This window comes from Asanoa sp. NPDC049475 (assembly GCF_040676915.1).
Taxonomy (GTDB): domain Bacteria; phylum Actinomycetota; class Actinomycetes; order Mycobacteriales; family Micromonosporaceae; genus Asanoa.
Genome location: NZ_JBFAPY010000003.1, coordinates 705,109 through 718,913, shown reverse-complemented (window position 1 = coordinate 718,913; position 13,805 = coordinate 705,109). Strand labels below are relative to the sequence as shown.

At 70.3% G+C, this 13,805-nt stretch carries 13 protein-coding genes; 9 read left to right on the top strand and 4 right to left on the bottom strand.

The window, feature by feature from the left end; genetic code table 11:
• Positions 1-19: 19 nt before the first annotated feature.
• Entirely contained in the window at positions 20-1,126 is a 1,107-nt protein-coding gene (locus AB0J88_RS14545; RefSeq protein ID WP_364344862.1) for a C45 family peptidase, read from the top strand.
• Here AB0J88_RS14545 and AB0J88_RS14540 read toward each other — a convergent pair.
• The 3 genes from AB0J88_RS14540 to acs form a co-directional block, all read right to left on the bottom strand.
• Positions 1,113-1,568, bottom strand: coding sequence for a hypothetical protein (locus AB0J88_RS14540; protein WP_364344865.1), 456 nt, complete (start codon positions 1,566-1,568; stop codon positions 1,113-1,115). The genes AB0J88_RS14545 and AB0J88_RS14540 overlap by 14 nt on opposite strands.
• 119 nt (positions 1,569-1,687) lie before the next feature.
• Entirely contained in the window at positions 1,688-4,069 is a 2,382-nt protein-coding gene (locus AB0J88_RS14535) for an immune inhibitor A domain-containing protein (RefSeq protein ID WP_364346080.1), read from the bottom strand.
• Between the two features lie 306 nt (positions 4,070-4,375).
• Positions 4,376-6,340 (bottom strand): acetate--CoA ligase, encoded by a 1,965-nt coding sequence (gene acs, locus AB0J88_RS14530; RefSeq protein ID WP_364344868.1) that lies wholly within the window; start codon positions 6,338-6,340, stop codon positions 4,376-4,378.
• A gap of 205 nt (positions 6,341-6,545) precedes the next feature.
• Here acs and AB0J88_RS14525 point away from each other — a divergent pair, with 205 nt between their 5' ends.
• On the top strand, positions 6,546-7,301 hold the full coding sequence (locus AB0J88_RS14525; RefSeq protein ID WP_364344871.1) for an oxidoreductase: 756 nt from the start codon (positions 6,546-6,548) through the stop codon (positions 7,299-7,301).
• 212 nt (positions 7,302-7,513) lie between these two features.
• On the opposite strand, the gene AB0J88_RS14520 is transcribed toward AB0J88_RS14525, so the two are convergent.
• The gene (locus tag AB0J88_RS14520) at positions 7,514-8,320 is read right to left on the bottom strand and encodes an HAD-IB family hydrolase (protein WP_364346082.1); all 807 of its coding nucleotides are present in this window, start codon (positions 8,318-8,320) and stop codon (positions 7,514-7,516) included.
• A gap of 520 nt (positions 8,321-8,840) precedes the next feature.
• Between AB0J88_RS14520 and ssd the strand changes: the two genes are divergently transcribed.
• The 7 genes from ssd to AB0J88_RS14485 all read left to right on the top strand — a co-directional run bounded on the left by ssd (position 8,841) and on the right by AB0J88_RS14485 (position 13,648).
• A complete protein-coding gene (gene ssd, locus AB0J88_RS14515; protein WP_364346084.1) occupies positions 8,841-9,875 on the top strand; it encodes a septum site-determining protein Ssd in 1,035 nt (344 codons plus the stop codon).
• Complete coding sequence (locus tag AB0J88_RS14510; RefSeq protein WP_364344874.1) at positions 9,872-11,191, top strand: TadA family conjugal transfer-associated ATPase; 1,320 nt, start codon at positions 9,872-9,874, stop codon at positions 11,189-11,191. The genes ssd and AB0J88_RS14510 overlap by 4 nt, the downstream gene beginning before the upstream one ends.
• Positions 11,191-11,874 carry a hypothetical protein gene (locus AB0J88_RS14505; protein WP_364344877.1) on the top strand — a complete coding sequence of 228 codons (684 nt, stop codon included), beginning with the start codon at positions 11,191-11,193 and terminating at the stop codon, positions 11,872-11,874. The genes AB0J88_RS14510 and AB0J88_RS14505 overlap by 1 nt, the downstream gene beginning before the upstream one ends.
• Entirely contained in the window at positions 11,871-12,548 is a 678-nt protein-coding gene (locus tag AB0J88_RS14500) for a type II secretion system F family protein (protein ID WP_364344880.1), read from the top strand. The genes AB0J88_RS14505 and AB0J88_RS14500 overlap by 4 nt, the downstream gene beginning before the upstream one ends.
• Positions 12,549-12,570: 22 nt before the next feature.
• On the top strand, positions 12,571-12,738 hold the full coding sequence (locus AB0J88_RS14495) for a DUF4244 domain-containing protein (RefSeq protein WP_364344883.1): 168 nt from the start codon (positions 12,571-12,573) through the stop codon (positions 12,736-12,738).
• A 152-nt stretch (positions 12,739-12,890) separates the two neighbouring features.
• On the top strand, positions 12,891-13,208 hold the full coding sequence (locus AB0J88_RS14490) for a TadE family type IV pilus minor pilin (protein ID WP_364346086.1): 318 nt from the start codon (positions 12,891-12,893) through the stop codon (positions 13,206-13,208).
• Positions 13,202-13,648 carry an Rv3654c family TadE-like protein gene (locus AB0J88_RS14485; RefSeq protein WP_364344886.1) on the top strand — a complete coding sequence of 149 codons (447 nt, stop codon included), beginning with the start codon at positions 13,202-13,204 and terminating at the stop codon, positions 13,646-13,648. Before AB0J88_RS14490 ends, AB0J88_RS14485 begins: the two co-directional genes overlap by 7 nt.
• Positions 13,649-13,805: the final 157 nt, after the last annotated feature.

Sequence of the window (13,805 nt, the reverse complement as noted above, 5' to 3'; positions counted from 1 at the left end):
AGGGATTACCGTCAGGGGTATGACACTGCCTGTCCCTTACGTCGACGTCAGTGGTACGCCGGGTGAATGCGGCTTCGCGTACGGGCGGGCTGCGCGCGGCCAGATCACCGCGAACCTGGACCTCTACGCGGGCCGGTTCCGTGCGGTGGGTCTGACCGCCGAAACGACGAGAAGCGCCGGCGAGACGTTCCGCGCGCAGACCGCGAACCTCTACCCACGGATCGCCGAGATGCTCGACGCCACCGCCGAGGGGGCGGGCGTCAGTGCCGGTGACCTGTACGCGGTTAACGCCCGCACCGAGTTGATCTACGGGACCCCGCCGGACGGCGCCGCCGGCGGCTGCACGGTGCTCGGCGCGCTCGGCACCCACACCGCCACCGGGCACACGCTGATGGCGCAGAACTGGGACTGGCACCCCGACCAGCGCGGCGCGATGGTCCTGCTGGACACGACCGACGAGCGCGGGCACCGGATCGTCGCGCTGACCGAGGCCGGCATGCTCGCCAAGGCCGGCCTCAACTCGGCCGGGCTCGGCATCTGCGTCAACATGCTGACCACCGACCGCGATGGCGTCACTAAGGACAATCCGGGCGTTCCGTACCACGTGGTGCTCCGTGCCGCGCTCGAGAGCGACACCATGGGCCGCGCGCTGAAGGCTGTCGTGCCCAGCCCGCGCAACGCCTCGATGAACCTGCTGCTCGGCCAAGCCGGCCCGGCCGGCGGGGAGCTGATCGACCTCGAGCTCGTGCCGGGCGTGGCGGGCTGGCTTCACCCCGAGGCCGGGGTGCTCGCGCACGCCAACCACCTGGAGACCGCGCTGCCGGTGCGCGACCTGGTCAACGACTTCGGCGGGTCCACGCTGTTCCGCGCGGCCCGGGCCAGGCGCCTGCTGACCGCCGCGGCCGAGCCGGGCAAGCTGACCGAAGACGACCTGGCGACGATCCTGCGCGACCATCAGAGCTACCCGAACGCGATCTGCCGGCACGTCGACGAGCGGGACGTCTATGGCGAGCGGTCCGAGACGGTCTACGCGGTGCTGATGGACCTCGACGAGCGCCGCATCGGGATCGCCGAGGGGCCGACCTGCGACCACGAGTTCACCTGGGTCGAGCTCACAAACGCTTGAACGAGACCAGCTCGTAGGGGATGCCTTCGCCGCAGTCGATCTTCGCGGTCAGCGGGGCGACCTGCGCGGTGATGTAGCTGCCCTCTTCGAGGGTGAGCCCGGCGGCGCTGTGCAACGCGAAGCGCTGGTTGTCGTCGTTGACGACCGCGTAGCAGGGGCCGGACCCGCCCTTGACCACCCGCCCACCGATCGTGCCGCCCTCGATGTAGTCGCTGGGCGTCGACGGGCCGACCTTCGGCGGAAGCGGAGGACGAGGGCTCGGCGACACCGTGCCGCCACCGCCCCGGGGGGCGACCGACGAGGGTGCCGGCACCGCCGGCCCGTCAGGCGAGGATGACGCGGCGGGCGGCGTTGGCATGGCGGTTCCTCCCTGCGCGCCGCAGGCAGCCGTCAACGCGACCAGCAGCAACACGGCGGCGACGGCGACGGGACGGCGCTTCACGGGCACCTCCTTTGGACGCTCTCGGGTTACCCCCGGTTCCTGGAAATAGAACGCCCCCGCACCACCGAAGTGATGCGGGGGCGCCTACCGCAAAGAGCTTCAGGGCGTACCCGCGAAGATCAGTTGACCCTGATCTTGACGGACGTGCCCTTCTCCTCGAGAACCTTGATCTTCACACCGATCGCAGGCAGCTTGACGCCGTGGTTCGGCAGCGCCTCGTCGAAGTAGTCCTTGGTGTCGTCGAAGAGCGGGTTCGCCTCCGGCCCGCGGACGTACATGGCCTGGTCGAAGTGGTGCAGGGTGAACGAGTCGGCCTTGCGGAGGCTGAACGGCGCGTCGTAGATCTGGACCCGGGTGCGCCACGGCTGGCCGTCGAGGCGGTACAGGGTCTTCGGACGGGCGTCGACGTAGAGGTTCAGACCCTCACCGGGGTGCTGGCTCACGTCGTTGTCGCCCTGCGAGGTGTCCCAGTAGGAGACCAGCAAACCCGTCTGGTACGGGAAGTGGTCCACGCGGTCCTCGGTGGGCCGGTTGAAGTAGTACGGGCCGTACTGCAGGTACTTGTCGTAGCTGACGTAGGTCCGCCAACCGGCGATGTAGTAGTGCGGGTGCTGCGTGATGAACGACGACGTGATGTTCTGGAAGCCGTCGACCGTCCAGCCCATGTTGCCGGCAGCATCGCCGTCGGCGAACACCGTGGTGCCGCCGTTGGTGATCGCGACCTTGTCGACGAACAGGCCGTTAGGCAGGTCGACGCCGTCGTTGCCGCGCTGGGCCGGGTCGGTCTCGTAACGGAACCGCAGGCCGACCGTCTTGTTGGCGAAGGCCGACAGGTCGAACGTCGCGTCGGTCCACGTCTCCTGGACACCGTCGATGCCGGCGCCACCTTCGGCCTCGGTGGCCGTGGCGATGTTGCCCTTGATCGGCACGAAGCCGCTGCCGGAGTCGATCTCGACGTACGCGTAGTCGCACGGGTCGGCACCGCAGTCCTCGATGTCCCAGCGGGCCTTGAAGGTCAGCGTGGACGTGCCGGCGGGCAGGGTGACCTGACGCGTGAGCGTGTTCGCGTTCGCGTTGGTCAGGTCGTCGGCGTCGCCGCTCCACCACTGGTAGGTGCCGTCGGCGGCGGGGCCGACGTCGTGGCTGACGTCCTTGAGACCCAGCGGAACGACCAGGGCCTGCGGCTTGTCGGAGTTGTACTCCTCCGGGCCGAGGGTCCAGGTGTCCTTGACTCCGGCGGGCGTCACCACGTAGTCGAGCCAGCCGAGCTGGAGCTTGTTCCAGGCGCCCAGGTCGCCGGCGCGGTCGCCGATGAACTGCTCGCCCTTCGCGCCGAGGCGGCTCTGCGCCATCAGCGTCCAGTACTCGTTGGGGTTGTCGCCCGCGCCGGTCGTGTCGTAGTCGTCCGGCAGACCGAGGTCGTGCGAGTACTCGTGGTAGAAGACGCTGCGACCGCCGTTTTCCGGCTGGATCGTGTAGTCGTAGATCCAGACGCCGCTGTTGCCGATCTGCGCGCCACCGATCGGGAAGTCGACCGGGCCCTGGCCGGTGCCCTGGAAGGCCGCCCAGCGGTGGCTCCAGATGGCGTCCTCACCCTGGTGCGGGTCACCGTCGGCCTGGTCGCCGCCGGAGTGGACGATCTGGAAGTGGTCGATGTAGCCGTCGGGCTCGTTGAAGTTGCCGTCGCCATCGTGGTCGTAGCGGTCCCACTCGTCGAAGCTCTTCAGCTCGGCGTTGACCTCGGCGGCCGGACGGCCCTGGGCGAGCTGGTCGTTGTACCACGCGTTGGCGGCGTCGCGGATCAGCGCCCAGGTGTTGCTGCAGACGTTGCCTGTGCAGACGGCGGGGTCGTCACCGGGCTGGCCGTCGCGGACCGGGTCGTTGGAACGGCCGTAGCGCGCCTCATTGTAAGGCACCTTCACCCAGTTGGTGACCGTGCCGTCGACGGTGTAGCGGCCCGACGACTGCTGCTCCATGTACTGCTTGAGCGACTCGTCGTTCTTGCCGGTCCCGAAGTACAGCTTCTGGAAGTGCTCCTGGCTGAAGTCGGGCTGCCAGATCGTCGAGTTGTCGGTCACCCGGTTGGGGGCCGGGATCTGGTTGTGCAGCGGGCCCTCGAACGTGGTCGGACCCGACACGGCCGGGTTCATGTCCTTGTCCGGGTAGCTCGGGTGGCGCTGGTTGCCGAACTCCGTCAGGATCACGAAGATCTTGTCGGACTTCTCCCGCTGGAGCTCGACGTACTGGTCGACCTTGGCCTTGCCGGTCCGCTTCTGGGCCGCCTTGCTCAGGTCCTTCTGACCGACCTTGACGACCTTGCTGCCGTTGAGCATCTGCGGCTGGGCCTTGCCGGCGATGACGTCCTGGATCGCACCGTCGCGAAGTTCGCGACGCTTCGACTCGAGCGGGTTGGACAGCTCGTCCGAGACCAGTTGGGGCTCGGACTGCGTGGGGGCTTTCGCCGCCGCCACTGGCGACTGGCCGAGCGCCGCACCGCTCAGCGCGAAGCTGGTCGTTGTCGCGGCCAGCGACAGACCCAGCAGCCCCACTGCGACTTTGCGCACGTGGATACCTCCGGTATGAGGGAGCCGTCCTCGGGGGGTAACGGGGACGGACGAACCGACCCCTAATAAGGGGCCAATGAGGAAACTAAGCATTACTGAGCCAGGAGGGAAGCGGGACGCGTCGATTTATTTCAAAAATCTTCGTGACGCGGACACTCACCGTCACATCGACGCCCGCGACCTGCACGCGAAAGCGGGCGGGTCCGGTAACGGACCCGCCCGCTCAACTTGTTGGACCGGTATTTACTCGTCGTCGGATTTGGCCGACTTCATGCCATCCGAGATGAGATCCATAACTGTCGAATCCTGCAAAGTGGTCACATCGCCGAGCGACCGATGTTCGGCCACGTCACGCAGCAGCCGGCGCATGATCTTCCCGGATCGGGTCTTCGGCAACTCGGCCACCAGCATGATCTGTCGGGGCTTGGCGATCGGGCCGAGCGTCTTGGCCACGTGGTCGCGAAGCTCCTTGATCAGCGCCTCACCCGCGTCACCCGAGCTGTCGACCGATCCGCGCGGGATGGTGAACGCGACGATCGCCTGGCCGGTCGTCGGGTCGGTCGCGCCGACCACCGCGGCCTCGGCCACCGACGGGTGCGACACCAGCGCCGACTCGACCTCGGTGGTCGAGATGTTGTGTCCCGACACCAGCATCACGTCGTCGACCCGGCCGAGCAGCCACAGGTCGCCGTCGTCGTCCTTCTTGGCGCCGTCGCCGGCGAAGTACATGCCCTGGAAGCGGCTCCAGTAGGTGTCGACGAAGCGCTGGTCGTCGCCCCAGATCGTGCGCAGCATCGACGGCCACGGCTCGCGCAGCACCAGGAAGCCGCCGCCACCGTTCGGCACGCTGTTGCCCTCGTCGTCGACCACGTCGGCGCTGATGCCCGGCAACGGCCGCATCGCACTGCCCGGCTTCGTCGCGGTGACACCGGGCAGCGGCGAGATCATGATGGCGCCGGTCTCGGTCTGCCACCAGGTGTCGACGACCGGCGTGTTGTCGTGGCCGATGTTCTTCCGGTACCACATCCAGGCCTCGGGGTTGATCGGCTCACCGACGGAGCCGAGCACCCGCAACGACGACAGGTTGGCCGTGGCCGGGAACTCGTCGCCCCATTTCATCATCGTGCGGATCAACGTCGGCGCGGTGTAGAGGATCGTCACGCCGTACTTGTCGACGATGTCCCAGAACCGTCCTTTGTGGGGGGTGTCCGGCGTGCCCTCGTACATCACCTGGGTCGCGCCGTTGGAGAGCGGCCCGTAGACGATATAGGAGTGGCCGGTCACCCAGCCGATGTCGGCCGTGCACCAGTAGACGTCGGTCTCCGGCTTGAGGTCGAAGACCGCGTGCTGCGTGTACGAGGCCTGCGTCAGGTAACCGCCGGTGGTGTGCAGGATGCCCTTGGGCTTGGCCGTCGTGCCGCTGGTGTAGAGGATGAACAGCGGGTGCTCGGCGTCGAACGGCTGTGCCTCGTGCTCGTTGCTCGCCGTCTCGACGGTCTCGTGCCACCACAGGTCCCGCTCGCCCCAGGTCACCTCCTGCCCGGTGCGGCGGACGACCAGCACGTGCTCGATCGTCGGGCACTGCGCGACCGCCTCGTCGACGATCGCCTTGAGCCCGGACGGCTTGCCGCGGCGGTAGCCACCGTCCGCGGTGATCACGACCTTGGCGCTCGCGTCCTGGATCCGGCCGGACAGCGCGTCAGCCGAGAACCCGCCGAACACCACGCTGTGCGTCGCACCGATCCGGGCGCAGGCCAGCATGGCCACCGCCGCCTCGGGGATCATCGGCAGGTAGATCGCGACCCGGTCGCCGGCGCGCACGCCGAGCTCGGTCAGCGCGTTGGCCGCCTGGCAGGTCAGCGCGTACAGGTCGGCGTAGGTCAGGGTGCGGGTGTCGCCCGGCTCGCCCTCCCAGTGGATGGCGACCTTGTCACCCCTGCCGGCCGCGACGTGGCGGTCGAGACAGTTGTAGGCCACGTTGAGCTCGCCGCCGACGAACCACTTCGCGAACGGCGGGTTGGACCAGTCGAGCACCTGGTCCCACTCCTTGGCCCAGTCGAGCCGCTGCGCCTGCTTCGCCCAGAACGCCAACCGGTCGGCGTCCGCCTCCGCGTAGGCGTCGGCCTTGACGTTGGCTGCATCGGCGAGCGCGGCCGGTGGCTCGAAACGTCGGTTCTCCTGAAGCAAGTTCGCCAAGGTCTCGCTCATCGTCACGCTCCCTGCGCAGGGGTTGGGGTCTGTGGAGGAATCTAGTGTCCGGGCCGCCTGGGCTGGGAGGGGTCGGTGGGGCGGTGTGCGCGCCGAGTGGACCCGCCCGCGCGCCGGTTGGAGACGGCGACGTCCGTACGTGTTCGAATCTTGCCACTACCGCGCGCTTTCGCGCAGCCTTCGTACGCTCCGCTAGCGTTGCGTCGTGACCGCTCTCGCTGATCCGCTCGCGCCACTGCTGGCCCTCGCCGACGTGCGGGATGCCGTCGGGGAGGCCCGCGCCGCCGCCGATGCCGCGATGCGACATCGGGCCTTGCGCCGGCAGGGTGGGGTGGTCGCCGCCGAGGTCAGCTTGCGGTCCGCGGTCGCTTCGGCGGCTTTGGAGGGGTACGCGCATGATCGTGAGCTGGTTCGCTCCGGCGTGGTGACCGACACCGTGGTGCAAGGCTGCCTGCGGGTCGCAGCAGCGCTCCCGTCGCTGGTCGACACCTGGTCGAAGGCGCCGCGACAGGTGCTCGCGCGGCTGCACGTGCTGGCGGCGCGGGGGTCGGTGCCCACCTCCTCGCTTGGTCATCCTCTCGACCCGGCCGCCGGGCCGCGGCTGGACGCCCTGGCGTCGCTGGTGGCCGGCGGCACGGCGGCGCCGCCACTGGTGCTGGCGGCCGTCGTACACGGTGAGCTGTTGGCTCTGCGGCCCTTCGCCGGCGTCCCTGGTGTGGTGGCGCGGGCCGCGGCCCGGTTGACGCTGATGTCGTCAGGCTTCGACCCGCGTGGGCTGATCGCACCCGAGGTGGGGCATCTGGCCCGGGAGCCGGAGTATGTCGGCGCGGCGGGTGCGTTCGCGACCGGCACGCCGGACGGGGTGCGGTCGTGGCTGCGGCATTGCGCTTCGGCGGTCTCGCTGGGAGCGGCGTCGCTGGAAGAGGTGGCCGAACAGACGTGGACGGCGCCTCAGGGCTGAGGCGCCGTCACTCACGTCCGGCCGGGTTACCAAGCGTGCACCTTTAGTCGTCGTCGGCGGTCGCTTGCTTGCGATCCGCCGGGACGTGCCTGCCGCGGCTGGTCGCGCGTGGGTGCCCGGTGGCCGTGCACGGAGCCCGTCGTTGGTTGGGGTCCGCATCCCCTTTTCTACGCCGATGACCGCTTGATCGGAACCCTCTGTCCCCGTTGTGATTACGCGGTGCTGGGTGCGGTGCGGGTGCGGCGGTGGCGGCCGTACCAGGCGATGCCGATCGCGACACCGACTCCGACGCCGATCGCCGCGGCGGCGACCGGGACGGCCGGGCGTTCGCGCAGCCGGCGGCCGATCGGGATGGGGTGCCGGAACTCCAGCACCGGCCAGTTGTTCTCGGCGGCGAGGCGGCGCAGCGCGCGGGGCGGGTTGACGGCGCTCGGGTGGCCGACGCACTCGAGCAGTGGGATGTCGGAGGTCGAGTCGGAGTAGGCGTAGCAGTCGGCCAGGTCGTAGCCGCGCTCCTTGGCCAGCGCGGTGACGGCGTCGACCTTGGCGGAGCCCGCGGCGTAGAACTCGACCTCGCCGTTGTAGCGGCCGTCGGTCACGCCCATCCGGGTCGCGATCACGTCGGTGATGCCGAGCAGCGCGCCGATCGGCTTGACGATCTCCTCGCCGGAGGCGGAGACCAGCACCACGTCGCGGCCGGCCGACTGGTGCTCGTCGATCAAGGTCGCGGCTTCGGCGTAGATATACGGGTTGATCAGCTCGTGCAGCGTCTCGGTGACGATCTGGCCAACCTGGTCGACCGGCCAGCCCTTGCAGAGGGTAGCCAGATAGTCACGAATCCGCGCCATCGACTGGTCGTCTGTGCCGCCGAGACGGAACATCAGTTGCGCGTACGCCGATTTCACGACGTCACGGCGCGTGATGAGGCCATCACGATAGAACGGCCGCCCAAAGGCCAAGGCGCTTGACTTGGCGATGACGGTCTTGTCGAGATCGAAAAACGCGGCGCTCCGGCCCACGATCGAAAGTCTAATGTGCGGCGCGAAACCTGCTGCCCCTACCGGGGTGCGACATCTACCGCATAGCCTGGTACAACTTGGTACCGCCCCCAGGACGCGGCGACGGATGTCACGGATCTCCATCGGCGTGTCGTGCGAGTTGGGGCAAACGCCACTCGACGCGCACCGCGCATATCAGGCATGCTAGTTGAGACACGATTTCCAGTCGTGTTTCCGACCCTCGGCGGTTGCACCCCCCGTAACCGCTGAGTGGGTTCGGCTCGACCCCCCCGGAGCCGAACCTCAGGCGACCCCCGTCTCCCCCCGACGGGGGTCGTCGTTTTTTCGTCCGTCCTCTGTGTCCTCGGCGTATCACATCGTGGTTCTCCGTGGCTGGTTGTCCACAGGTTCTGGGTTATCCACAGCGGTTGGCATTGGCCTGGAACAGCCATGTCTCCGCATCAGAAGGTGGGCGGGTCCTTTCCCGCTCCGATCTTCTTGTTGGAGGCCCCCGATGCCTGCTACTCGGCTGCCACTGGTCGTGACGGCCGATGCCGATCTGCTCGACGAGCTGCTGCGGATCGCGGCCGCCGCCGGCACCGAGGTCGACGTCGCGTCCGACCCCGCCGCGGCCCGACCACGCTGGTCCAGGGCGCCGCTCGTGGTGGTCGGCGCCGACCAGGCCGCGTCCTGCCTGCGGGCGCGACTGCCACGCCGCCAACGGCTGGTGCTGGCCGGTCCCGAGCCGGCGTGGGAGCTCGCCGAGTCACTAGGCGCGGAATATGTCGTGCGGTTGCCGGAAGCCGAGGAGTGGCTGCTGCGGCGCCTCGGCGAGCTTGCCGCCGACGGTGCCGGCCGGGTGGTCGCCGTGGTCGGCGGGCGCGGCGGCGCCGGGGCGAGCGTGCTGGCCGGGGCGTTGGCGGTGGTCGCCGCGCGAGACGGCCGCCGCACGCTGCTGGTCGACGCGGACCCGCTCGGTGGCGGCCTCGACCTTATCCTCGGCTGGGAGAGCCTTGACGGGCTGCGCTGGCCGGGGCTGGCCGACACCGACGGCCGGCTTGATCCGCTGGCGTTGGTGCGTTCGTTGCCGCAACGCGGCGACCTGGTGATCGTCTCGTTCGATCGAGGTGAGCCGCTGCCGCTGCCCGTGCCCGCGATGACAGCGGTGCTCGACGCGGGTCGCCGGGCACGCGACGTGGTGGTGGTCGACCTGCCCCGGCGGCTCGACGACGCGGCGGTCGCGGCCCTGCAAGGCGCCGATCACACGCTGCTGGTGGTGCCGGCCGAGCTGCGAGCGACGGCGGCGGCCACGCAGGTCGCCAAGACGGCCGCGCTGCATTGCTCGTCGGTGTCCGTGGTGGTCCGCGGCCCGGCACCGGGGCGCCTGTCGGCACAGGAGGTGGCGCGGTCGGTGGGTTTCCCGCTGACCGGGGTGCTGCTGGCGCCGGAGCCGGGGTTGGCCCGCGGGCTCGAGCACGGAGAAGCGCCGGCCGTGGGCGGCCGAGGGCCACTCGCGGACCTGTGCCGGGTGGTTCTTGCAGAGGTCTTCGAAGCGTCTTCGGAGGCGGCGGCATGACCGCGTTGCCGGCCAACCCGCCGCCCTTCGGCCGTCCGGCTGCGTCTGCTGGTCGGGTGCGCCAGCGGTTCGGTGCGGGTGGTCAGGAGGTCGGCTCGGCTGCGGCCTTGCCGGTCGAACGGGCGCCGTTCGGTGGGTCAGTGCCCGATGACCTGGCCGGTCGGGTGCGTCGGCGGTTCGCCGCGAGTCGCGACGAGGTCAGCCCGGCCGCGGTTGTCGCCGCGGTGCGCGACACCGGTGGCCCGGTGCTCGGCGACCGCGACGTGTTGCGGCTTGCCGCCCGGGTGCACGACGAGCTCGTCGGTGCGGGGCCGCTGGCTCCCTTGTTGGCTGATCCGTCGGTCACCGATGTGCTGGTCAACGGCGTCGAGGTGTGGGCCGACCGGGGCAACGGGCTTCACCGTGAGCGGGTCGGTCTTTCGTCGGTCGAGTGGGTCCGCGGTCTGGCTCAACGGCTCGTCGCCGGTGCCGGTCGGCGGCTCGACGACGGGTCGCCCTACGCCGACGCGATCCTGCCCGACGGCACCCGATTGCACGCCGTGCTTCCACCGGTGGCCACGAGCGGCCCCTATCTTTCGTTGCGCACCTTCCGCGGCCGGCCGTACACGCTGGCTGATCTCGTCGCCCGAGACACCGTGCCGGCGCCGGTCGCCGACCTGCTGGCCGCGGTCGTCGCCGCTCGCCTGGCGTACCTGGTGATCGGTGGCGCCGGCTCAGGCAAGACCACGTTGCTCAACACGCTGATCGAGCTCGTGCCTCGCGACGAGCGGATCGTGCTGGTCGAAGACGCGGCCGAGCTGCGGCCGGCCCACCCGCACGTGGTCGGGCTGCAGTGCAAGCGCTCCAACGTGGAGGGTGCGGGCCGGGTCGAGATGACCGACCTCGTCCGGGAGGCGCTGCGGATGCGACCGGATCGCCTGATCGTCGGCGAATGCCGGGGTGCTGAGATCGTCGACCTGTTGCGGGCGCTGAACACCGGGCACGAGGGTGGCGCGGGCACGTTGCACGCCAACGCGATCTCCGACGTACCTGCGAGGTTGGAGGCGCTCGGCCTGCTGGGCGGCCTGCCCAGGGTGGCGTTGCACGCCCAGGCGGCGGCGGCCCTGCAGGTGGTGCTGCAGATGCGGCGGACCGACTCCGGCCGCGTCCTGGACACGGTCGGGTTGGTCGGGACGGAAGGTCCGGACCGGTTCGTGACGGTACGGCCGGCCTGGGAACGGTCGACTGGCGTCGGTGTGGCGGCGGGCGAGCTGGGCTCGTTGCTGGCGGCGCGTGGTGTTCGGGTTCCGGATCTGTTGTGGCCGGGTGCGCGGTGATGTCCTCTCGGCGCTTGCGGCGACGGCAACGGCTGGTGCTGTCGCCGCCCGCTCCTCGGGTTGGCGTGGCGCGTCGGTCGTTCCGGCTGCCGGTCGGGTCTTCCGCTCTGGCCTTTCCGCTGGGCATCGGCGTCCCCGCGGTTGTGGGATACGTGCTCGGCGGTGTGGTGGCCGCTGTCGCCTTGGGCGCCTACGGTGCCGTAGCCGTGCTGTTCGTGCGGCGGCGTCGGGTAGCTGCGGCTGGGCGGGCAGCCAGGTCCGCGTCGCTGGATCGGTTGACCGGTCTGGCCGCCGACCTGCGCGCCGGTCTCCCGGCCAACTCGGCTTTCGCCGAGGAATCGCCCGGGGATGACGGTCTGATCACGCTGGCTCGGTCGGCGGTGACGCTGGCTTCCCACACCGGTGCACCGTTGGCGGACCTGGTCGACCGCATCGAGGCCGACGCGCGGGCCGGCGATCGTGCCCGGGCCGCGGCAGCCGCGCAGGCGGCCGGCGCACAGGCCACCGCGGTGCTGCTGGCCGCGTTGCCCTTGGGCGGTTTGATGTTGGGCTACGCGATCGGGTCGGACCCGTTGGCGGTGCTGTTGCACACGCCGCTTGGTGCGCTGTGCGCGCTCGGTGCGGTCGGGTTGCAGATCCTCGGGCTGGCCTGGTCGCAACGCCTGCAGCCGAGGCTGTCATGACCCCTTTGCTGCTGCGCCGAACGACCGCGCGCCGTCGGCTGGCGCGTCTCGATGGTGGTGCCTCGCCTCGGCCGCGGCGTCGTCCATCGTCGGCGAAGGTCGGCGCATTGGCGACGGCGGCCGCCACCGCCGTGATCGTCGACGGATGGTGGGGGCTGGCGCTTGCCGCTCCGGCGGCGGTCGTCGCACACCGGGTCATCGGGCAGCTGGAACCCGCTGCGGCCAAGCAACGGCGACTGCGTGAAGAGGCCGACGCGCCCATCTGCGCCGACCTGCTCGCCGCCGCACTGCGAGCGGGCGCGCCGGTCGACGTCGCGGTGCTCGGGGTGGCCGAAGCGCTGGGCGGTCCGCTGAAGGAGCGCCTGACCACTGTGGGCCGCTCGCTGCGGTTGGGCGCGGAGCCCGTCGAGGCGTGGTCGCACCTTGCCGGAATGCCGGGCGGTGACCGGATCGCCGCAGCGGCGGTCCGCTCTGCCGCGAGCGGTGCGGCGCTGGCCGGTGCGCTGACCCGGCTGGCCGACGACCTCCGCGCCGACCGAGCGGTGGCGATGGAGGCCGCTGCGCGCCGCGCGGGCGTACTCATCGTGCTGCCGCTCGGCTTCTGTTTCCTGCCGGCCTTCATCCTCGCCGGTCTAGTACCGGTGATCGTCGCCATCCTCGGCGACGTCCTCTGACCGACCGAAAGGAGTCACAAACATGCGCATGCTCCTCGCCCGGCTGCGCGCCGACGACGGGATGACCACGGCGGAGTACGCGGTGGGCACCCTGGCGGCCGTCGCGTTCGCCGCCGGGCTGCTGAAGGTCGTCACCTCCGACAAAGTGATCGCGGCGCTTTCCGCGGTCATCAGCCGAGCGCTCGGCTGATGACCATGGCCCGTCTCACGCAACCCGCAACGGCGCGTCGACTCCCAGACGGCGAACCTCCGACGCCGCCGGGAGTCCTCCGGGGCCGACGCGACCGCTCGCGGCCAGGCTGGACGGGCCGTGGCCGCGACCGCGGTTCGACAACGGCAGAGCTGGCAGCCGCCACACCGGCGTTGGCGTTGCTGCTCTTCGTCGGAGTCGCCGCGGTCGCGGTCACCCAAACCAAACTCCAATGCGCGGACGCCGCCCGCGACGTGGCCCTCGCCGCCGCCCGAGGCCAGGAAGGAGGCCTGTCAGCGACCCGAACGGCCCCGGACGGCGCCACTATCACGGTGTCGGTGAACGGCGACATCGTGACCGCCACGGTCCGAGCTCCGGCTCGCGTCGTCGGCACCCGCCTACCGCCGATCGAGGTCTCGGCCACGGCCACTGCCTCGCGCGAGCCCGACGATGCGGACCTCCCATGGTGACCGCGGTCGGTTGTAGTGCGACAGATCGGCCACGTGAGGCGGTGCTTCGCGATGGTGTCGTCGTGCGTTGGCGGTCGGTTCTGGCACATCGCGATCGGGGTGCGGCGACCATTTGGGTGCTTGGGGTCGGGCTGGGGTTTGTGCTGCTGGGCCTGGCCTGCGCGGCGGTTGGTGTGGCGGCGATCGGCCGCCACCAGGCACAAACCGCCGCCGACCTCGGTGCTCTCGCCGGTGCCGCACGCACGCTGGAAGGGCGCGACGCCGCCTGCGCACGGGCGGCCGAGATCGTCTCGGCCAACGGCGGGCGGATGAGCGGCTGCGTGGTGCAGGGCTTGGACGTGGTGGTGACGGTCGCGGTTGAAGTCCGCCTACCGCCAAGGGGATCGGCGCGGGTCGCGACGGCTCGCGCAAGGGCCGGCCCGGTCGGGTGGGCGCCGTGATGAGCTGGCCTGCGCGTGGACGGACCCTGCTTCGCGAACGCGCGACGCAGGCGAGTTCTCGCCGCGCCAGGCCGATCGCCGCGTCGGCTAGTGGTTGTGCGTTGCGCCTTCGGACCTTGTCAGGGAGCCGCGTCGCGGTGGTGGTGGCCGTCTCGGG